A 22710-nucleotide genomic window follows, 5' to 3' on the forward strand; every position below is an offset into this window, starting at 1 on the left:
TTTCACCAAGCATTTTTCTGTCTCTCCATGAGTTACAAGTTCTTGGAGAGATTTTATTTGTTTTGCTGGTGCTGCCGATTCTAACTAGCAACTTAAGTTAATTACTCTTTCCTCGTCCTTTTTTGCGCGACTGGGTAGGTGTTTGAAACTCATATTTTGAATCAACCCCTAAACCGTCCATCCTGTAAGCATTTCAGCGGTTTCATTCAAATTTCAATCCGCGCAACTGCTGAAAACCTTGACCCATGGTCTTTCTAGACGTTAAGCTATGCTAGTCAAATGCCATTTAAGCAATAAGAAATGCTACGATCCAAGTGACCCGCGCAACTGCACCTTGAAAACCGCATATAGTAACAATTACAGCCGCGTTCCAAAACCCTCAAAACCCTTACATGGATTGAAACTTCAGTTCGATATGGATAGAGCCACTATTGGCGGTGCCCAAAACCCTCAAAACCCTTACATGGATTGAAACTTCAGTTCCGTTAGCGTCGGTTTGCAGTTTCACCCGAAACAAAACCCCCAAAACCCTTACATGGATTGAAACTTCAGTTGTTAACGAAGCGTGGTAAGCCTTGCAGCGTGAGTTCAGCAAAACCCCCAAAACCCTTACATGGATTGAAACTTCAGAGCAAAAAATCGGCAATCTGAAAACTGAGATTGCCCAAAAACCCCAAAACCCTTACATGGATTGAAACTTTGTCGTCGGGGTCGATTTGGGCTGCGTCGGCTGAATGTTCCAAAAACCCCAAAACCCTTACATGGATTGAAACTTTTCAGCCACTAGAGTAGAGAGCAATAAGGTCAGTATATTAACTCATTGGGTTATGTAGGCTGATATTCCTACCGTCGCCGAACTAAATGCGAGAGAGCAATAAGGTCAGTATATTAACTCATTGGGTTATGTAGGTCATCGTTTGGGTAGCGTGTGAGATATTGAGTTTCAGCAGTCCGGAGATCGCTTCGGTTTACCAGTTCGCGCCAAACCTGGACAGTTGCTAACGTATTGCCACAAATCTCGCCGTTTCCCACAAATGTAGATGAATACGATGCCCTAGATGTTTTTACCGCCCTGACATCGGATGTACCGTTCAAGCTATAGTTACTCACTATTAAAAGTAACGTGAGTTCGACGAAGTAAAAGGTGGCAGGAGGCAGAGCAGGCAGACCTTTGAGTTGTAAGTCTAAAGAGAGCAACTTGGGCTGATAGGTATAAGCCACTAATCCTCCTACCAAATTATGTACAGTGACTTTTTATTGGTCGTGAATACACATTAATGTCGCTAAAACAGTAAAGCTAGAGCAAGCGACTTTCAAGTGGGGAAGCTGCTTGCCAATTCTGATAACCTGTTCACTCAGAAAATTTTTCTGTCAGCCTGTAGCAGAACGAGTTTGCTGCACGACGCGAATTTGCCTTGATGTCATTTAATTTGGCACTGTACAATTTGCCAATCGACCATAGTTGCTGTACATCCACATCACCTCTCTCATTCGCATGGAAGAAGCCGAAGTTTGTAAACTTTGTTTAACCTTCTCCAGTATTGTTCTGAGACATCAGTTATTTAATAGGGTGTGCCTGCTTTGTAGGGTGTTACTGATTTATCAAGACTTTATAAGTTGCGAAAGAGCGCTATGCTTTCCGTTTTGCAAGCCAAATTGCTGGGGGAATTTTCCTTAATTTGTGATGGTTGCCCTGTGACGATAACCATCGCAGGAAGATCGCAGGCGTTGCTGGCGTATCTGCTGTTGAATCGCCACGCGCCTCAGCCCCGACAGCGGATTGCCTTTCATCTCTGGTCAGATTCCACTGATACGCAAGCACGAACCAATCTCCGCAAAGAGTTGAGTTATCTCCGGCGTGACCTACCCGACGCTGAACAATTTCTATTAGTAGATGCCAAAACGCTGCAATGGCAGCCCAACGCTCAATTCACACTAGACGTAGCCCAGTTTGAAAAAGCAATTAAGGTCGCACAGGCGACAGATTTTAACCTGGCACAAACGGCGTTAGAGCAGGCAGTGGAATTGTATCGAGGAGATTTACTGCCGGACTGCGGCGATGAATGGATTATCCCCGAACGCGAGCGGTTTCAGCAGATGCGAGTCAGAGCCTTGGAGCAATTAATTGATCTGTTGGAAGAACAGCGCGCGTATCGGGCTGCGCTGGGCTATGCTCAGCAGCTTTTGCAAGTTGACCCCCTGAACGAATCTACCTACTGTACTGTGATGCGGCTATACAACCTGAGCGGCGATCGCGCCAATGCCCTTCAGGTTTACCACCGTTGCATGACGCTGCTGCGCGAGGAATTAGGGGTTGATCCCAGTGCTACCACTCATGATTTCTACCAACGGATTTTAAATGAGGACGATCAACCTCTGCCTGTTGATCGCTCCCGTCTCGCTCCTCCCGTGCTGCGTCAAGATTGGGGCGAAGCGATCGATGTCTCAATTTTCTACGGTCGTGAAGCTGAATTATCAACGCTGCAACAACGAGTGGTGACTGATCGGTGTCGTTTAGTTTTACTTTTAGGTATGGGCGGCATTGGCAAAACAGCACTAGCCGTTAAGTTGGCGCAAGCAGTCCAAACTGAGTTTGAGTTCGTTATTTGGCGATCGCTCCGCAATGCCCCCCCACTCGAAATGCTCTTATCCGACCTCATTTCGTTTTTATCCCAACAGCAGGATATCAAAGCAGAGGTAGGACGATTGATGTATTGGTTGAGAACACACCGTTGCTTAGTCGTCCTTGATAATGTGGAAACGATCTTTCGAGAGGGCGATCGAGCCGGACAATACCGTCCAGGCTACGAAAGCTATGGTCAGCTATTTAGGGGAATAGGTGAGGTGTCACACCAGAGTTGCGTGATCCTTACCAGTCGCGAGAAGCCGTCTGAAATTGCCACGCTGGAAGGAATGGAGGCAGTGCGATCGCTTCAGTTGGGCGGCTCGTCTCAAACTGCCCAAGCCCTGATCGAGGTGAGGGGATTGTTTGGATCTCTAGCAGATAAACAAACATTGGCAGAGCAGTATGGCTGTAATCCTTTGGCACTCAAAATTGTGGCTAGCTCAATTCAAGATGTGTTTGATGGCGATATCCAGCAGTTCTTGCAGCAGAACACCATTTTGTTTAACGGGATTCGGCGGTTGCTAGAAGAGCAGTTTGAGCGCCTCTCGCATCTAGAAAAAACGATCATGATTTGGCTGGCAATCAACCGGGAATGGACAACGATCTCGGAGTTGGCTGAAGATATTGCGCCTTCCCTGCCACAGGCAAGATTGCTGGAAGCGCTAGAGTCACTGACCTGGCGGAATTTGATTGAGCGTAGACAAGGCGGCTATATGCAGCAGTCGGTCGTGATGGAATATGTCACTGATTCAGTGGTGGAGCAGGTTGCGAATGAGTTAGTGAACCATGATATCAACCTGTTTGGTAGCCATGCGTTGCTCAAAACGACTGTTAAAGAGTACATCAGAGAAACACAGCAGCGATTGATTTTGGCAAAAATTGTAGCGCAATTGCAAACCGTATTTGGAACCTCAGCACGGATTGAAGCGCAATTGCAAGTGATCCTCCAACTGCTGCAAAGCGGGTCTTTTTCACCCAAGTATGCGGCTGGAAATTTAATTAATCTTTGCTGCCACTTACAAATCAATCTGGTAGGCTACAACTTTTCCAATCTAACTATTTGTCACGCTGTTTTCTCAGCAGTCAACTTACACCGTGTAAATTTTTCTGGCTCTCAGTTCATTCAATCTACGTTTACCCAGACCTTTGGCGGCATTCTGTCAGTGGCTTTCAGTTCAGACCATAAAATGCTTGCCCTGGCAGACACAAATGGCACAGTCAGCCTGTGGCAAACGATTTTTTACAGTCCTGATAGATCAGGGCTAGAACAACCCCTGTTGAGATTGAGAGGTCACCGAAGCTGGATCTTATCCTTAGCCTGGCATCCTAACCAACCAAGATTGATCAGCAGCAGCGACGATTGCACCATTAAACTTTGGGATGTGGAATCGGGGCAATGTTTGCACCTGTTTCAAGGGCATCAGAAGGCAGTTTGGAGTGTGACCTGGAGTCCTGACGGGGGGATGTTTGCTAGTAGTAGCGGCGATCGCACGATCAAAATTTGGGATGCTGAGACAGGAGCCTGCCTCCATACCTTACAGGGGCATCAAAGCCTGATCTGGAGTGTAGCGTGGAACCCCAATGGAAAAACCCTCGCCAGTGGCAGTGATGACCAAACGGTGAGACTCTGGGATGTGGAGACTGGACAGTGCCTCAAAACATTGCCTGTTGAAGGGTACTGGGTTCGTTGCGTTGCCTGGAGTCCGGATGGAAAGATTCTCGCCAGCGCGAGTTCAGACTTGTTGATTTGGCTTTGGGATCAACAAACGGGACAGCGAATTCGGAGTTTAGCAGGGCATACAAGCTGGATTTATTCCTTGGCATGGAGTCCCGATGGCACAACCTTGGCGAGTTGTAGCGGCGATCGCACAGTCAAACTTTGGGAGCCAATCAACGGCAACTGCCTGCAAACCTTGCAAGGACATCAAGAACCAGTTTGGAGCGTGAGATGGAGTAGCGATGGCAAGGCACTCGCCAGTGGCAGCCATGACCAAACGGTAAGGCTTTGGGAGGCAGAGACAGGGCAGTGTCGCCACACACTCAAAGGGTTTACTAACTGGATTAGGACAGTGGTGTGGAGTCCCGATGGCAAATCCTTAGCCAGTAGCAGCACGGATAAAACCGTCAGAGTCTGGGAGGTTGATACTGGACAATGCCTCAAGACTTTAACTGGGCATCAAGGTTGGGTGTTTTCAGTGGCATGGAATCCGGTTCCCCTATTTTCATTGAGTCAAAGAGATGCAAGGAGAATTCTTGCCAGCAGCAGCACGGATAATACGATCAAACTTTGGGACGCTCAAACGGGGCAATGTCTGAGAACTTTGTCTGGTCATCGTAGTTGGGTGTGGTCGGTTGCCTGGAGTCCCATTGAAATCAACCTGCCGAGCTACACGGGGCAATTGCTCGCCACTGCTAGTAGTACTAATGATTTAACAATCAGAATCTGGAATCCCGAAACGGGCGAATGCCTCAAAGTCCTATCAGGGCATCAAAGCTGGATTTGGTGGGTGGTCTGGAGTCCAGATGGGAAACTTTTGGCGACGGCTGCCGATGATCAGAGGATCAAGTTGTGGGATGTGCAGACAGGCGAGTGTTTGAACACCTTACACGACGATCGCCTGTTGGGATTAGCGATCGCTTGGAGTCCTGATGGCAACTGGTTGGCAACCAGCAGTACTGATCGGACGGTAAGGCTCTGGAATCTCCAAACGGGCAAATTTGAGCGCGAACTGATCGGTCATCAGGCAACGATTTGGGCGATCGCCTGGAGTCCAGACGGTAACTGGTTAGCTACTGGCGGCGATGACTGCACCATTAAGCTTTGGAATTTGGAGACGGATGAATGTAAATACACCCTGTCTGGACACGAGAGCCGAATCTGGTATGTCTCTTGGAGTCCTAGTGGAGAGGTACTTGCCAGCAGCAGTTCAGACGGAAGCATTCGCCTTTGGGATGCGATCACAGGGAAGTGTTTGAGCATCTTGAGGAGCGATCGCCCCTATGAAGGCATGAACATCATGGGTGTGACAGGCATTACTGAAGCACAGAAAGCCACGCTCAAAGTTTTGGGAGCGATCGAGGTTACGGAGGATGCCTCTGAATCATTGTTGAAAACTTGAGTGATCGCGTCTAGTCTGCCAAGTTCTCAGTTCTTGAATTCGTCTCTGTGTGAGCTTTTCAAGTTCGGAACGGTTTGGGAACGCTTTCGGAACGGTTTGGGAACACCCCAATCGCTAACTTAGTTTCAGATGCAAGAAATGAACCGCATCAATCACTTCGTTAGCTTAGGAGTAAGCTATGACCACCCAAACACTCGATGCTACTAAAGCCGAAGCATTTGCCGAACGAATGCTAGGCATACTCAACCATGCCGCGATCGCCCTGATGACTTCGATCGGGCATCGCACCGAACTGTTCGACACGATGGCAGAACTGCCGCCCTCGACCAGTCAACACATTGCCGCTGCCGCCGGACTGAATGAACGCTATGTGCGGGAATGGCTTGGCGCAATGGTCACAGGTCGTTTCGTAGATTACGACGCGATCGCCCAAACCTACAACCTACCTCCCGAACACGCTGCCTTTCTAACCAGGTCGGCAGCCTCTAACAACATGGCATCTTTCACCCAATTTATTCCCGTGTTGGGAGCGGTGGAAGAACACATTGTTGACTGCTTCTACAAAGGGGGAGGGGTTCCTTATTCCGAGTTCAAACGCTTTCATGCGGTGATGGCGGAAGAGAGTGGTCAAACGACGGTAACGGCGCTCTTCGACCACATATTGCCACTGATTCCCCAACTGACAGAAGCCTTACAGCATGGCATTGATGTTTTAGATGTGGGTTGTGGCAGCGGCGGCACACTCAATAAGCTGGCAGGCGCGTTTCCCAACAGCCGATTTACAGGATACGACTTTTCGGGGGAGGCGATCGCCACTGCCAAGGTTGAAGCCCAACGGCACAAACTCAACAATATTCAGTTTGAAGTCAAAGATGCAGCGCTGCTGGATGAACGCGATCGCTATGATTTAATCACTACATTCGATGCCATTCATGACCAGGCAAAACCCGATATTGTGCTGCAAAATATCTGCCATGCCCTGCGTTCTGATGGCGTTTATCTGATGCAAGATATTCACGCGGCAACGAATGTAGACGGCAATTTAGAGCATCCGATCGCTCCCTGGCTCTACACCATTTCCTGTATGCACTGCATGACCGTTTCGTTGGCATACGGCGGCATGGGACTTGGCACAATGTGGGGCAAAGAAAAAGCCCTGGAAATGTTAGCTGAAGCAGGCTTTAAGCAGGTTGAGATCAAACAGCTAGCACACGATTTTCAGAACGACTACTACATCATTCGCAAGCACTAAACCAGGCAGATCTATGTGCAAACTTTGTGCGATCGCGACACGCTATCCCCGTGTTCGTCAGGATTCGCTTGTCTTTAATCTCAGTCAATTTGCAGTTGCCATTGAGTCAAAACTTGAGGCAAAGCCGTTATCTAAGCAATCGCAGAATAAGTTTCTAACCAATACTCAGGAGAAATCATCATGATGTCAAAACTTGGATCGATCATTCGAGCGCTAAAGTTTTTCGTTGAATCAATACTCAGGGCTGATGAGCTAAAGATTTATCAATCAAAAGACAGGCTTGGCAATGTTTCCTGGACAATCTATGACCCCTTTCTAGATTGCAGAGTGGTTTTTAATTCCGAAGCAGAAGTGCGGATATGGCTCGATCGCCGCCATTACCACTAACGCAATCAACACCCAAATCAAATTCAACAAACTCAAGGAGATTATCAATCATGAAACGTGTTGTTTTACTAGCTACCACTTTCTCTATCCTGTCCACTTCTATCTTGTCCACCGGCTCGCCTGCTACTGCTGGAGAAGTCATGACCGATCGGTGTAGTTCAGAGGTTGCGATCGTTCCTTCCTACAATGCTCAACCAATGACACCTGGAACCGTGTTGCTGACCAGAGATGCGGGTGGACAAACCCCCTGGTCTAAACCCTTTAAGGTACAGACCGGCGGCGGTGGTCTCACAGGTAGTGGCTTCATTCGGTGGTGGTGTCATTCAACCACTGGCAATATTTTTGATCCAGGCACTTGGCGACCGGAGTTCGACTTCGCCAAAGCCGGAATCTGTGTTGCTGACGGCATCGGAATTATTTTTGGCGGAGACCAGTCCGACAAGGAGGGCAAAAAGGGCAGTGATATTGTCAAAAATTGCATTGGCGCTGTCAAAAAAATTGGGTCGTCGGCAAGGAATGGTTGGACGGCTGAACGTTCCCGATGTGATAACCGCTCCACATTAGTTCGTGCCCGACTAGGTCCCAGTCGATTGCTTCAAATCGAATGCCTTGGAAGATAAACCCCCTGGGATTTGACTAGTGAATGATACTGGGCTACCTGACAGCCCAATCAAAGCTTGAGTTGCCTGTTGATCGCTTGTTCCAATGACTACATTACTTAATTCAAGGAGATTACAAATCATGAAACGTCAACTGTTTGCGATCGGTTTTGCTACTGTTTCTGCGCTAAGTGCATTTTCTCTCGCTGCACCCGCTCAAGCCATTCCAGAGCGGGAGTTAAATGGAACCGCCCGTCCTCAAGATATCGGTCGAGTTTCGTCTGTTCCAGTTCGGGTTTCTGGACAAATTACAGGGAGCCAAGACGAAGATGTGTTCCGGTTTGAAATCTCGCCGGGGCAAAATGTCAAAGCTGTGTTGACGGTCAGCGGAGATATTGACCTGGAAGTTTTGCAAGACAGCAACCCAGACGGCAAATTGGCAGGCGGAGACACCAAAAAAATCTCGATCAAGGAAGGGAAGCAAACTGAAGAAGTTAACTTCAACAATATGAAGTCGAAATATGGCTTCATTCGCATCATGGATTCGGGTGGTGCTGGACTATCTGGAACAGTCACCTACAACCTAACCATTACAGCGGTGCCAGCAAACGGACAACCCGTCATCGAGTAACACTAGGATTAATTTCCGCCCTACTCTACAGGGTGTGTTCAAAAATAGCGAACACACCCTACGCAATCACAATGGACTTTTAAAGTATACAGAACAAACACTGCCGGGTTAATAACTTGGATTATCTATCAAGAAGGAACTAATCATGTATACAAAGACTCTAGACACAGCATCTGCGAGTAATTTAGAGCCAATAACGGCGACGATTAAAACGGTCATATCATCCGATGAAGCCAACGTCATTGCTATGCAAGTGTTGACGTTTTGCACCGATCCGATGATGCGATGGATGTATCCTGAACCTCATCAATACCTGACCCATTTTCCACAGTTTATCAGAACCTTTGGTGGTAAAGCTTTTGAGCACAATACGGCTTACTACATTGATGGCTACATGGGTGCAGCGCTTTGGTTTCCACCGGGAGTCGAACCAGACATCGATCCACTGGTTGCACTGTTCCAGAACAGCGTGGCTAATCAAGAGCAAGCCGCTCTGTTTACTATCCTTGAACAGATGGGTCACTATCACCCCACTCAGCCCCATTGGTATTTATCGATCCTGGGAGTAGAACCGACTCAACAGGGCAAGGGATATGGTTCCGCTTTGATGCAGCATGTACTGACGCAGTGCGATCGCGCCTACCTGCCCGCTTATCTTGAATCCTCAAAACCCAGCAATATTCCATTCTATGAACGGCATGGATTTGAATTGCTTGGCACTATTCAAGCAGGTACATCACCGCCCCTGTTTCCAATGTTTCGCCATCCGCAATAACGAACATGATTCACCTGCACAACTTGATGAAGGAGATGACTCACTATGAAACGTCAAATGACTCCCAGCCTAATGATTGTATCGGCTTTAACTGCGCTGTACTATGTCATTCCGGCAAATGCAGCGAAACATAAGATTCTGGAGCAAGAATTCAACGATGTCATCGCTCAACCAGCAGGACAGCTAAATATCGGTAGCAATTTATCTCTCAGCGGTGTAGTGGGTGGTTTTCTAGATCAGGATGTTGATCCAGTTGACCTATATCAAGTGGTGGTAATGAAGCCGCAAACAGTAGCCTTTTCCCTTGATAGTGACCAACCGACCACTCAATTGCGTGTCTGGGTAGACAAAAACCGCGATCGCCGGATTACGGCAGGTGAACCACCCATTATCTATGAGTCTGTCAGAAAATCAGCGATCGTGCCCCTTCAGCCTGGAGCTTACATCGTTGAGATTAACGACGGTATTCCCAGACGCAAAGCCAACTATTCAGTTGAAGTTGCCAGTGTCAAATAATCGGTTCAAATTCGTTGTCTATCATCGGTCATTTGACATCCATGATCAATGACCTAGAGAGCATTTAATAGTTTGTCCAATAGTTGATTCCACCGCGATTGATTAGTGCGATCGCTGACAGGTTTTGCTGCAAATTTTGCTAGCTTGGGAGTTGCTTAATGACACCATTAACACGAGTAGGAATTAGCCTAATAGTAGCTCCTCTAGCTTGTTTGTTCGCACAACTGGCAGTGGCACAAGTCAAAATTCAGCAGTCGAATTTTAGTGAAAGGACAGTCATTCAACCCACGAGTGAACTTCGATTAAAGCTGGATCGCCTCCCAACTCCAGCCGAAGGTAAACTAGCATTTTTTATCGGGCGTACCGATGTCACCTCTCAATTTCGTTCGGTTGGCACAGAATTCATTTATCAGCCGAGTCTTTTCCCGCTTCCACCCGGAGAAACCAAAGTAATTATCTACCTGGTGAAAGGCAATGAGTGGCAAGAAATTGCTCAACTACCGCTTAAAGTCGTCAGTCAACCACAATCAAGCAAGTTAGATCAACCAACATCTACACAACCAACACAAGCGCAATCTAGCGCAGCGAAACCATCACTGCCTGAACAGAAGTCCACTGATAAACCCACTGATCCATCTCAATCAACCGAACAGGCAGGATTAGCACCATCCGAGTCTAAAAAACCAGATGTAGCCGAAACAACCCCAACTCAATCAGAATCAGCACCCTCTTCTCAAGCCGCTGAAGAACAGCCCCAAAAGCCAACTCAACTGATTCAAGCTAAACCCAGTAGGTCTGCGGCTGATCTCAGCAACTCGTTTCAGCCCCAACCGCTGCAACGTAAATCAGCGCCTAAACTAGACCCGCTTCACGCCAAGCCTGATCCAATTGCCGCCGACTTCACCACGACCTTCAAACCTCGGATGAATATCAATGTGAAGTCTCAGTTTATGGATCAGCGATCGGGCACTACAGAAGCCTCTGAACGCCCGACCTTTACCGATACCACCGTTGAAACTGGGTTTGAAGCTGAAATCACTAGCGGCACCTTCAGTGTTCAGAGCCGATTCAGCCTGTTGGGTGTCACCTTTCAACCGGAAGCGCTGCGATTTGGAGAATTGGGCGAAGCCGCTCCCAAGTTTGATTTGAGTGAGTATCAAATTGAGGCAAAATGGGGTCCCGTACAGTTTTCAATGGGTCACCTATGTTATGGCAATCATCCCTTCTTGATGAGTAGTGTCTGTAGTCGCGGGATGACATTTAAGGTGAATTTTAGCGATCGCCTCGATATTTCCATCAACAGCATGAACGCCAGCAGTATCGTTGGTTTTGACAATTTTACAGGACTGGACAACTTCAACACGAATAACATGGTCGCTGCCACTGTGGGTTATCAACTCGTCAAAAATGATTTCGGCGGCATCCGCTTAGAAGCAACGGTGATGGATGGCAAACGCCCAGCCGAGAATAACTTTAACGAAGGGGGCGTGGTCGATGCGGAAAAGAGTCGTGGCGTTGGCTTCCGATTGTTTGGCACCGACAACTCTGGACGGTTACGAATCGATGTCGGCTACGCCCGCAGCACCTTCACCAATCCACCCGATCGCCAATTGGTCGATACCAGCAGTGGAGCCGAAGAGATCTTAGCAGAGGAGTTTATCGAAGAGCCACCGATTTTAGAAGAACCGACTTTAGAAGAGCCTCTTGTCGAAGCACCGCTTGTTGAGCCGCCGCTTGACGCGCCAATCATTGATGAACCCATTGTTGACCCACCGATTATCGAGGAAGAGTTTGTCGAGGAACCCATTCCCGAAGAACTGACCGATGTTGTAAACGGGGTGCAGGAAATCGTTGTGGTGCCCGTGAAGCCCGTCACAAAAACAGCGTTCTATGCCGACATCAGCTACGACCTGTTGAAGGAGGTCAAGTTAGACAATACTCGTACCTTCTCTCTTACGCTCAACGCTCGTCACGAACAGGTTGATCCACAGTTTCAAACTCTGGGAGCAACCGTCACCGCTGACCAACGGCGAACTCTGATGGGCTTAAACGCGAGTATTGCCGGGGCTACAATCCAGCTTCAGCAAGAGTGGTTAGAAGATAATTTGGCAAACGTACCGACGGTACTGAAAACCAAAACTCGCAACACCTCCTTGAATGTGAATCTGCCCCTGCAAACCGTGCTTGGTTCACCGAGCCGCTTTTTGCCCACATTGACCTACTCCTACCAACGAGTCCAGCAATTTGGAGCGAACGTTCCCATTCCTGACCTCTCCGCATTTGACCCCACCGAAATTCCGAATCAGATCAATCAACAGCATCAAGCAGGCATTCAATGGGCATTCGATGAGTTGAGTTTTGGCTATCAGTTCTCCAGTTCCGTTCAAGACAACCGCCAACTCAGCCGTGAGCAGGCAGATTTTTTCAATCTGAATCATCAACTCTCCTTAAGTTGGCAACCTACATCCCGGTTTCAATTGACTCTAGGCTATAACTTCGCCAGTGCCGAGAGTAAGGAAGAAGGGATTACCCGATTCAATTCCAGTCCCACCATTGGTTTGAGTTGGGAGTTTCTCAAAAATGTGACGTTAGCGCTGAATTACAACACGACAAGCGATCGCGATTCTCTCAATCAAAAATTCGCTCAGGCAACCGGATTGGAAGCCATTCTCACCTGGCGTTTCACTATCAACAATGGGGCTGGATCTCCCATTCCAGGCAGTGCTTTCATTCGCTACAGCCAGCAGTCCAACCTGAACCGCGATAACGTTTTTGGCTTATCTACCGATTCCACCGTTCAAGTGATCAATGCAGGTTTCAGCATTAGTTTTTAATCATCTACAATTTCTGTGAGGAGAAGTCAGCCATGAAATTCTTTGCTTTATCTACTCTGATTGCGATATCCTTAGCATTCTTTGCTCCCACAAGTGTGGAGTCCGTCACCGTTAGCCCGCGCGGGGTCAACGTTCGCACTTTTGGTGCCACCACTGTATTTCTCACCTTCTTTGGACTCGATGATCAACGTCCGGCTGAAGCCCTTTGGTGTGGTGCGGTCAACGCCAATCAATCCTGCATACCGGGTACTGTATTTGGGCGCTTACCGATTCGTAGTAACCTGGCAACTCGCAGCGCTAACAATAATCTGACGGATATTATGACGATTCCAGCTTCTGTGGCGCGGCGTGCTTATCAAGATGCGCTCCAAGGCAACTCTTCTGAGTTCTTCTACGTGCGGCGATTTATCAGCAGAACTGGAGAACCGGATGAGTTTGTGGCGGTGACTTGTCGGTTAGCCGGAGGCGGGGCGCGGGTTCCCTTGGCACTGACGAATGTGCGATTGGAGTTTGTTGGCAACGCCGAGACCAAAACTCCAGCCAATCGAGTCGTTCAGGTTGTCGCTCAAGGACAGGAACCGCCTACGCTACAAGCCGATATTCGTTTCAACGGCACAGGGCGATTGAAGGGACGCTGGGAAGTAGTTTTACCGGGTGATACCCTACCCTCACGGCAGGACTTGTTGACCGAAGCTACGCTTCCGATCGAGCAGCGGGGACTGCAACGTCGCTATACCCTGGTTGAATCCTTCGATCGCTTCTTACCGCCGACAGGTCAAGTTACTTTACCAGGACCCGATCCGGCGAAACTACCGAAAAACACCACAGGCTTGCATCTGATTTTGCTGCGAATTGAAGCTACCAGCGATCGCGAGGGCAACTCGTTTACCGGGGCGGGCACAGTTAATAGTGGTGGAGTTGCAGGATTCCCGATGCCTGTGCTGCGCTACTTTGTTAGCCCCGGTGCCAAGCCCGCGATCTCACCATCAACGGTGATGCCAACTCTGGCATTGCTTCAGCCCGCTCCAAATGCTCAACTGACCTCCACTCAACCCATCACCTTTCGCTGGCAAAGCATCCCTAGCGCTAGAGCCTATAAACTCGAAATTCGGGAGCAAGAGAATGAAACTCCGATCCTATCAGCCGTGCTAAACCGTGAAACCACTAGTTACACAGCACCTCCCTTGCTTCAAAAAAGTCCTGGAAAATCCCTGCGCTGGCGAGTTTTGACCCTCTCAGACAGTGGCGTAGTCATTCTGCAATCAAACTGGCATCCGTTTGAGTTGTAATCTCGATGTGCGACCTTGTAAAGGTTACTCAAGACCGCAAATGTCAGATGTTAATCAAACCACCCTTTGTTTTACGGTTGGGGTTGGTTAGGGCAAAGTAGCGTTTCAGCTTGCCAATCCTGTAAAATAGCTTGCCAATCAATCTATATATCAAAATTGGGCAGGTTTGACGAGTTCTGATACAGTTGCAGTACATTAGAACTTCTGACCATGCTGATCGGGTATGAACGGGTTTCAACGGATGACCAGAACCTGGCACAGCAACATGATGCGTTGCAAGTGGCTGGGTGCGACAAAATCTTTTCCGACAAGATGAGTGGGGTGAAAGCCGATCGCCCTAGTTTGCAGCAAGCACTCGATTATGTGAGATCAGAAGACACTCTGGCGTGTGGCGGCTCGATCGCTTAGGGCGATCGCTCAAAGATTGGATTGCGCTGGTAGAGGATTTGGAGCGTCGACAAATTGGGGTTCGGTCGCTACAAGAGAGTATTGACACCATGACCAGCGAGGGCAAGCTAATCTTCCATGTATTTGGAGCGTTGGCGGAATTTGAGCGCAATTTGATTCGAGAGCGAACGCAAGCGGGATTGCAGGCAGCGAGAGCCAGAGGGCGAACTGGGGGACGGCGACAAAAGTTAACGCCAGAGCAAATTGCTATCGGGCGATCGCTCGCCAGCGATCCTAGCCGAACGGTGACTTCAATCTGTGAGCACCCGAAAATTAGTCGTCCCACGTTCTATCGCTACATCAGCTCTAAAAGGGAAGCCAGCGCCAACCCCTAAAACAATACAGGTGCATCTTTGGCTCAGAGTTGAGAATAACAACAAGTTTGTGCGGCGCAAAAGCAAAGTGAGGGAGACGATCGAACGAGTGTGTCTGTCTCGCTATGGGATGCAAAAGCAGCACAAAGACAGTTGGGAGTATGAATTGACGATCGCCCATTAAAACGATCAAGACCTCAATAAGCAAGTTAAGAATCTACTGGACGAAATGCACTGTCAAGCAGATTTAGAAGATTGTTTCATTGAGGCGGATGTAACTGAGATGGGCACGGAGCGAAGCTGGTGAGAAAAATATAATAAAGAACTAACTTTGCTGCATTGGCAAATTGGTAAAGAGATTTTGACTCGGCAGCATCAGGGGTGGGGTACAAAAATTATTGCTCAGTTGGCAAAAGATCTGAAGTGGGAATTTCCTGACATCAAGGGGTTTTCCTCGCGCAATCTCAAGTACATGCGGGCTTTTGCCCAGGCTTATATGGATGAGCAGATTGTGCAGCTAGTGGCTGCACAAATATACAGTGCCACAAAATAAATGACATCAAGAAAAGTTCGTGTCGTGCAGGAAACTCGTTCTGCTAGAGTCTGCCAGAAAAAATCTGCTGAGTGACCAAGTCATCAGGTCATCAGAATTGGCAGATAGCTGTCCCACTTGAAAGCCGCCTGCTCTAGCTTTATTGCTTTAGCGACATTAATGTCTCTGCGACAAATAAAAAGTCACTGTACACCAGCAGAGAAAACGGAATAGCACTGTCTCATTGCGTTGACCTGTTGCGTCCCTCGCAATTATTCTGAGCCTAACTTTAATAAATTCCATAAAACCCAATCTAACTCAGGGTTTCCACTATCTTACACTTTTTTGCCCGTGTGTCGGCTTACCCCCTGTATGCTTCATTGCTGTACCAAAATTAGAAACGGCGACCACAACCTTTAAATCTACTGCTTAAGTTAGAAGCATCATCCACACCGTTCACAACATTCGGATCATGACAAACACGTTACAGAGAAACCCCAAATTCCCACGTCCACTTCCCATGATTGTCCTGACTGGACTGATTCTACTGATCAGTGCGGGGGTCTCAGAGCAAGCTGGACTCACTGCCTTACTGCCTCAAAAGGTTGCGCCTTTATCAAAGTTAGTGGTGGCGCAAACGGACGTTTTGCCGCAATCGGTTGCACAAAAAGTACGCCGATCAGCATCGCCGCAGCTTAATGTGCCATTAAGGGATGTCAAAATTGTCAGTTTTACGCGGCAAACCTGGTCAGATGGGTGTTTGGGGCTGGGAGGTGCCGCTGAAATTTGTTTGCAAGCGATGGTCAAAGGTTGGCGGGTTGAAGTGACCAATGGGCAGCAAAATTGGTTTTATCGCACAGACGAAACCGCCAATGCAATCCGCTTAGAACCGCAGCCCTCTGTCGCCACTTTGCCGACCAATGTCAGTCAGCGTTTGCTGCAAACGGTTGCCAGACAAGTGCGAGTGCCAGCCAGCCGCTTGCGTATTGCAGCGGTTCAATCAGCGACTTGGGATGGCTGTCTAGGCATTTTTAAGCCGGGGCAAGCTTGTACCAAAATTGCGCTTTCTGGGTGGCAAGTGATTGTGACGGGCGGCGATCGCAGTTGGGTCTATCACCTGGATGAAGCGGCAAACCGGATTGCTCAAAATGCAACGGCAAGCGGCAGTCTCGGCAAATTAGTGCCTTCATTTATGCCAGAACAGAACCAACCGATGCTTGAAGCCAACGTTGTTTTTCGGTCGATCGTAAGCGGCGATCTAGCCGGCAGGGTCATGCAAGTCACGTTAACCAACGATGGTGTTATGACCCAATTGATTAGCGCCCCCAATATCCGCTCCCGTCCTGTTGTGGTAAAGCGACTCTCTCCGCAACAATTGAAGCAGTTTCAGCAGGTGCTTGAAGCAAGACGGTTCCGAAATTTTAACGACTTGAGATATCTCAGTAGCGCTGCGTATGCAGACTATCCCACCACCCTTCTGCAAGCAAAGGAAGGCACAGTTCAATATATTGATTTAGAGACGAAAAACCTTCCGCTAGCGTTGCGGCAAATGATTCAAGCCTGGAAGAAATTGTCATCGCTCTAGAGGGAAGGTTTGCTTTAGGGCTTAGAAGCATCGCAGCTTTGGGAAACGCTTTTAACCTGAATGGGTATTCTGCTATAGGTCTGTCTATCGCCTCTGAGATTTATGCCTGATTCTTGTCTAAAGCCTAACCAACTCACTATTTCTAGCGCTTGTTCGACGCTTCGAGGATGACTTTAAGGCAATTCTGCTGAGGGGAAACAGTTCCCTTCAACTCATTTGACATTGACAGGACTTACGCAGGGAGAGGATGAGGCAAAATAAGACAATCCTTAAAACTAGAGGCATGAGTTTTACTAAACTTGACTACTGCCAATATCTGCTGAGCAGCCCGATCAACTACACGGTGACCAACTTGGCTGACCATCTTGAGGGGATTAGCCATGACCGGATCAACCGCTATCTGCGAGGTGAGAAACTGACTCCGCGCCTGTTGTGGGATACCGTAAAACTATTGCTACAACCGCATGAGAAAGCTTATGTGCTGTTCGACGATACGGTATTGGACAAACGCTATTCGGCATCGATTGAACTGACAAGGCGGCAATACAGCGGCAACGAACACCGAGTCATTCGAGGCATCGGGTTAATTAGCTGCGTGTATGTCAATGGAGAAACCGGGCAGTTTTGGGTGATTGACTATCGCCTTTACGACCCTGATGGAGATGGACAAAGCAAGCTTGACCATGTTGCCCAGATGCTCAATGGATAGCTGGTATGCGACTCAAAAATTAATGGCACAGGTTGACCAACTGGGGAAAGTGTACTACTGTCCGCTCAAAACGAATCGACGCGTGGATGATAGTAGCGGCACGATGTCCTATCAACGGGTGGATGAACTGGTTTGGAGTGCCCAGGAGTTAGAGCAAGGCAAGCTGATCAAACTTCGGGGATTTCCTAAAGACAAAAAGGTGAAACTGTTCCGGGTCACTGTTTCTACCAACTCCGGCGGAGTTTGTCGTCACTAACGACTTAACTCAAGCTTCTACGGATGCGGTACAAGATGAGTGTGGCATTCGTTGGAAGATTGAGGAGTTTCACCGCGAGTTGAAACAGTTAACTGGAGTAGAGGCTTGTCAATGTCGCAAAGCGCGCATTCAGCGTAATCATATTGCCTGTGCGTTACTCGTTTGGAGTCGCCTGAAGGCGATCGCTTATCAGACAGGCAAAACGGTTTATCAGATCAAGTATGGAATGCTCTCGGATTACTTGATTGCCCAACTCAAGCATCCATCGGTTCTAATGACTTTTGCGTAAGTCCTGTTTATGAAACGCTGGAATACTTGATATAGCGTTTCTCGACGATGCAGGATTTGCTTAAGTTAGAGACAAGGGCTGAGAGCCTTCTTAATGTAAGACTCATATATCTCGTTGTGGAATATACTTTTTCGAGGGGTTATGCAAAGAACCCCAGTATGCGTTTGCCCTGATTCAATGCTGATTCTTTGGGCGATCTCGACGGTATGCATAAGTTGTCCAATCGTTTTTGTAGGCAATACCTGTCCAATTGGTCAACTTATGAGTCAAGGCACATTGATGGGAGGGAGTTTAAAATTCGCGCTGGTTTCATATTCCAGATAATAACCATTATCTGGAATACATAAATGTAAGACGAAATCAGTGGGAGTGGATGAGCGCAGACTTGTAAAGGGCGGTAGAATTGAGGCTGAGAACTCACTAGGTCGAGGTGACTATGGTTCCGATAACTCGCAAGCTGATGGCGACTGATACGGTCATTCACATTGAGCAGGATGATCCACCGCGATCGCCCAAAGACATCTTGCCGACCATGTATGATTTGCCCAGTGAATACCTGGAGGAACCTGGTTTGCCCGATGAATTTCATGACCTCCAACCCCAACTCCTGAGCCGCACTCTCAGTCTATCGGGTTACAGTCGGGAGAATTGCTTTACGGCTTCCGACCTGAACCTTTACTACAATGTGCGGCATCCGCTGTGGCATAAGCGCCCGGATTGGTTTCTAGTGGTGGATATTCCTCGCTTATACGAGCAGCGGGATTTGCGCCGCAGCTACGTAATCTGGCAGGAGGGCAATCCGCCTACTGTGGTGGTTGAATTTTTGTCACCAGGTACGGAAGCGGAGGATTTGGGGCGCTTCTATGATGAAACGGCTGAGGATTCTGAGGGTGAATCAACCAATCCCGTTGCTAGCGCTGTCGTTTTAAGCGGGGATAATCAGCCAACGCGGGCAAAACCACCCGGAAAATTCGAGGTGTATGAAACCCAGTTGCGGGTTCCATATTACTTTGTTTACAGCCGCTTCACCCAACGCTTACGCTATTTCAAGCTGGAGGGTAGACAGTATCAGGAGCAACCGCTTAACCCAGAAGCGCCGCTAGTATGGCTGACGGATTTGGAGATCGGCTTGGGCATCTGGCAAGGGGCGTTTGAAGGAGTGACCGCTGCCTGGTTGCGCTGGTGTGATAAGCAGGGCAACTGGTTGCTGACGGATACTGAACAGGAACAGCAGGCAAAAGAACAAGCCCAGCAGCAATTTGAACAAGTTCAAACTCAGGTGCTGCAAGCCGCTCAAAATCTGCTAGCAACCGGGATGGAACTGGAGCAAGTGGCTCAGATATTGAATCTGTCAGAGTCCCAAGCCCAAGCGCTGCGTACTCTCGATTGAATTAAACCCTGTGACTCAAGTAAAGAGTGACTTAGGAAATGCTTGCCCCTAATCCCTTTGACCTGATGGCTCAACCGCCCGATCGCAGCAAAAACAATTCACGGACGGTATCAGCCGCCCGATCGCCCAAGAAAATCCCCGACAAGTGCGTCCGCTGTGCCTTGCTCTTAATGGCAGAGGTGCGATCGCTGCATGGGGCAACGGGCGATGGGTGCTATGTGAGCGAGGTGTGTCGCAGTCGGCGGTCTTATGCGCGTCACCACCATCAGCGTAATCAAACCCGCAAACAAAAGTGGCATGAGACAAAAGTGGGGGTTGATGCTAATCCTGTTGAAACTCAAGTTACTGCTCAGTTGATTGTCTATCGAGAGCCTCGCTACAATGCCCCGATTGATGGGATTGCGGCGATCGTGCGGCATGGGAAAACCAAGCTGGCGGTGGTTCAACCCGTTTACTGTGCAGGACTATTACCCAAACAAATTTATGCCTGTATTGAAGCTATGCTGGTTAATCTAGAACAGAAATACAGCATTACTAAATTTGCGGGTGTCATGCACCAGTTGCCGCGATCGTGGCAGGAGCCAGAGCGCTTAAAGCAGCGATCGCTGCGTTACCCAGAGATTCAGGTTGACTTGCCCGGTGTCACCGATTGCTACTCAGCAGTGCTAAAGGTTTATCGTCCACCGGAGATGGCTGCTGTGATGGCGATCAAGACTGAAGTGTGGAGAGGGTCAACGCCAGAGAGCGGCACGCCATTGCTCGACTGTCGTGGGCTGCTGCCGTCTCAGATTCATGCCTATTTGGGTCAAGTGCTCGCTTTACTGGAATTGCGCTACCAGATTCGCTGGTTTGCCCGACAGGTGCAACTGCCACTAGAGTCGTGTTTACCGTTGTTGCTGGATTCAGAGCCGATGATCGAGGAGGAGCAAGAGCCTGAAATCACGTTAGACCTTGATCCACTGTGGCGGGAGTTAGAAACCAGTTTACAACAGAGTAACCTGCTTCCTGTCCAAGCATTAGAGGTAGCATCTGAGGGAATCTCACAGGTTGTGTTGCAGTTTACTCAGTTTGCCGACTTAACCTTTGAGGAGTTGGAAGCCGTCGTCGAGCGAGGCGTGATGCTGCCATCCGATGCGTTCGATCGCTATGTCCGCCAAACGATGGAGGTGGATTTTGAGCAGTTTATCGAACCTCTGGCAACGTTACCCAGAAAGCACTCGGAGCGACAAGAGATTGCAGAGGGAGATTCAGTAGTTGGGGAGTTGGATCAAGCCGCAGTGCTACAAGTGCTGGATGAGCAGATGAGTCAGGAGCCAGAGTTAACGGAAGTAGAAATCTTCAACCAAGCGTTGGCGTTAGCTCATGATGAAGATGTGTCAGCGTGGGCAGAGGCGATCGCTCGGTGGATGAGAGAGTATCAAGTTTCAACGATTCCTCTGATTCAGCTTCAGCAGTCGATGGGGATACCATTGATTCAACTTTGGTTGACTTTGTTGCTAGGTGACCAGTTTGTCTTCGAGCAGCGAGGATCGTTTTATGATTTATCGGGCGTGTGGATATCAATACCCCAATAAATTAAATCAGCTTTGTTGGGTGAAACCATCAAAATCAAGTTCAACCATAGATCTCATACTGCTAGGTATAAGGCACTGGAGTCTTGAGGGCGGACATGGAGATAGATGCCGATAGTGGCAATACTGGCATGTCCTAATGTCACTTGCACCAGATTGATCGGGGTGCCTCGCTCCAACGCATGGGACGCATGGGAATGTCGAAACCAATGAGGTGACACCTTGGCAACCACCTCTGCGTGAGCACAGGAACTTTTGAGAATTCGTTGTACCTGGCTGCGATCCAGCATCTTTCCGCTCCGGCTCTTGAATACAAATTCATCTGGGTCTACGCTTTCCCGTAAATCTCTGACAATCTGCCAGGTCGCTGCGCTGAAAACAACGGTGCGCGTCTTTTGTCCCTTGCCAAACAACGTTACTTGTCCTCGACCAAAGTTGGAGTCTTGTAAATCCCGCCAGCGCAGTGAAATGATTTCGGACACTCGCGCTCCGGTGGCATATAACAATCGCAGTAGAGCATAATCACGGGCTTTGGATGTGTGAGAAAGGATGCTAAGGACTTGCTGTTCGCTCAAAATCCGTTCGGCGATCGTCAGTTTCGTTTTGGGCAGTTTCACAGGTTTACCCACGTTGCGGGTGAATACGCCTAAGTCGTGTCCAAAGGTGATCAGGGATTTAATGGCACACAATCTGCGTCGCTGGGTGGCAGGGGCGTACCCTTGGGCGATTAGAGCATTGGCAAAGGCTTGTACATCATTGAGGGTAAGGGTTTGCAGAGATTTATGCTCCACGAATGCTAGAAAATACTTGATGTCACGACGGTAGCCGTCGCAGGTGTTTTTGCTCTTGCCGTGCAGCCACAGTTCAATCAGGTCTTGATTGTTCTGTACAATCACCATCGGTTGCAGATCGAACACAAAGGATGAGATCGTTTGGGATGGGGCTTCTGAGGGTGAATTTAGGGTTTTCATGACGATTCTCCAAGGCGTAAGCAGGGTTTCATTGCTTCTTACCTTAATGCGATCGCCCCTCCAATTTACTAATTTTCACATCTACACTACCGTTATGATGCTTTTGGCAAAACCATAGGCGAATCAGGGGATATAGACAACAAGTACCTGTTTGCTGGGGAGCAGTTTGACTCGAATTTGGGTGACTACTATCTAAGACAGCGATATTACGATACTGAGACAGGAAGATTTACTCGACGAGACACTTATGAAGGTAAGCTGGATGAACCATTGACTCTTCATAAATACACTTATGGGGATAACAATCCTGTAACAGGAACCGATCCAACTGGCTTCTTCACAATTACCGAGGTTTCTCAACGGTGGGTAGATGAGGCTCAAAAGCTAGCACAACAAGCTACGAAGGGCGCAATGGTTGTAGAAAACTTTCGCCGAGTATCGGCATCCACCATCAACTTAGTAAAGGCTGTTGCTCAAGCCTATACCAACGCTCAAGAGGTTGCTACAAGCTTATCTAGAATGTTCAGGATTCCGATGCTAGTTAGTTGTCCCTGAAAAACTATCCAGATAGGAAGGGATAAGGGATTCAAGGCATCGAGAAGGGTGTAAAATTGCCAG

Annotated in this window: 13 protein-coding genes and 5 pseudogenes; 16 read left to right on the forward strand and 2 right to left on the reverse strand. The window is 48.5% G+C overall.

Annotation, left to right across the window (positions count from 1 at the left end; translation table 11 throughout):
* Window positions 1-1140 precede the first annotated feature (1140 nt).
* Window positions 1141-1239 (reverse strand): annotated as a pseudogene (locus AB3R30_RS24320) (IS982 family transposase); the annotation flags it as partial.
* Between the two features lie 456 nt (window positions 1240-1695).
* On the opposite strand from AB3R30_RS24320, the gene AB3R30_RS24325 reads away from it, so the two are divergent.
* The 15 genes and pseudogenes from AB3R30_RS24325 to AB3R30_RS24395 all read left to right on the forward strand — a co-directional run bounded on the left by AB3R30_RS24325 (window position 1696) and on the right by AB3R30_RS24395 (window position 21124).
* On the forward strand, window positions 1696-5745 hold the full coding sequence (locus tag AB3R30_RS24325) for a WD40 domain-containing protein (protein ID WP_458651799.1): 4050 nt from the start codon (window positions 1696-1698) through the stop codon (window positions 5743-5745).
* 178 nt (window positions 5746-5923) lie between these two features.
* Window positions 5924-6997 (forward strand): class I SAM-dependent methyltransferase, encoded by a 1074-nt coding sequence (locus tag AB3R30_RS24330; protein ID WP_458651800.1) that lies wholly within the window; start codon window positions 5924-5926, stop codon window positions 6995-6997.
* Window positions 6998-7177: 180 nt separating this feature from the next.
* Window positions 7178-7384, forward strand: coding sequence for a hypothetical protein (locus AB3R30_RS24335; protein ID WP_458651801.1), 207 nt, complete (start codon window positions 7178-7180; stop codon window positions 7382-7384).
* Window positions 7385-7434: 50 nt separating this feature from the next.
* A complete protein-coding gene (locus tag AB3R30_RS24340) occupies window positions 7435-8004 on the forward strand; it encodes a hypothetical protein (RefSeq protein WP_458651802.1) in 570 nt (189 codons plus the stop codon).
* Window positions 8005-8125: 121 nt separating this feature from the next.
* Entirely contained in the window at window positions 8126-8614 is a 489-nt protein-coding gene (locus AB3R30_RS24345; protein ID WP_458651803.1) for a hypothetical protein, read from the forward strand.
* A 145-nt stretch (window positions 8615-8759) separates the two neighbouring features.
* Entirely contained in the window at window positions 8760-9389 is a 630-nt protein-coding gene (locus tag AB3R30_RS24350; protein ID WP_458651804.1) for a GNAT family N-acetyltransferase, read from the forward strand.
* A gap of 45 nt (window positions 9390-9434) precedes the next feature.
* Window positions 9435-9905, forward strand: a complete 471-nt coding sequence (locus AB3R30_RS24355) for a hypothetical protein (RefSeq protein WP_458651805.1) — start codon at window positions 9435-9437, stop codon at window positions 9903-9905.
* Window positions 9906-10063: 158 nt separating this feature from the next.
* Window positions 10064-12739 (forward strand): TonB-dependent receptor, encoded by a 2676-nt coding sequence (locus AB3R30_RS24360; protein ID WP_458651806.1) that lies wholly within the window; start codon window positions 10064-10066, stop codon window positions 12737-12739.
* A gap of 32 nt (window positions 12740-12771) precedes the next feature.
* Entirely contained in the window at window positions 12772-14028 is a 1257-nt protein-coding gene (locus AB3R30_RS24365) for a hypothetical protein (RefSeq protein ID WP_458651807.1), read from the forward strand.
* A gap of 210 nt (window positions 14029-14238) precedes the next feature.
* A pseudogene (locus AB3R30_RS24370) lies at window positions 14239-14810 on the forward strand (recombinase family protein).
* A gap of 304 nt (window positions 14811-15114) precedes the next feature.
* Window positions 15115-15342: pseudogene (locus AB3R30_RS24375) on the forward strand (DUF1016 N-terminal domain-containing protein); the annotation flags it as partial.
* 499 nt (window positions 15343-15841) lie between these two features.
* A complete protein-coding gene (locus tag AB3R30_RS24380; RefSeq protein ID WP_458651808.1) occupies window positions 15842-16906 on the forward strand; it encodes a hypothetical protein in 1065 nt (354 codons plus the stop codon).
* Window positions 16907-17189: 283 nt separating this feature from the next.
* Window positions 17190-18160: pseudogene (locus tag AB3R30_RS24385) on the forward strand (IS701 family transposase).
* Between the two features lie 436 nt (window positions 18161-18596).
* Window positions 18597-19550 (forward strand): Uma2 family endonuclease, encoded by a 954-nt coding sequence (locus AB3R30_RS24390; RefSeq protein WP_458651809.1) that lies wholly within the window; start codon window positions 18597-18599, stop codon window positions 19548-19550.
* A 38-nt stretch (window positions 19551-19588) separates the two neighbouring features.
* On the forward strand, window positions 19589-21124 hold the full coding sequence (locus AB3R30_RS24395) for a hypothetical protein (RefSeq protein ID WP_458651810.1): 1536 nt from the start codon (window positions 19589-19591) through the stop codon (window positions 21122-21124).
* Between the two features lie 53 nt (window positions 21125-21177).
* On the opposite strand, the gene AB3R30_RS24400 is transcribed toward AB3R30_RS24395, so the two are convergent.
* Complete coding sequence (locus tag AB3R30_RS24400) at window positions 21178-22092, reverse strand: tyrosine-type recombinase/integrase (RefSeq protein WP_458651811.1); 915 nt, start codon at window positions 22090-22092, stop codon at window positions 21178-21180.
* A gap of 105 nt (window positions 22093-22197) precedes the next feature.
* Here AB3R30_RS24400 and AB3R30_RS24405 point away from each other — a divergent pair.
* Window positions 22198-22647 (forward strand): annotated as a pseudogene (locus AB3R30_RS24405) (RHS repeat-associated core domain-containing protein); the annotation flags it as partial.
* Between the last annotated feature and the right edge of the window lie 63 nt (window positions 22648-22710).

This window comes from Sivoneniella epilithica UHCC 1019 (genome assembly GCF_040830845.1).
Taxonomy (GTDB): Bacteria; Cyanobacteriota; Cyanobacteriia; order Leptolyngbyales; family Leptolyngbyaceae; genus ULC077BIN1.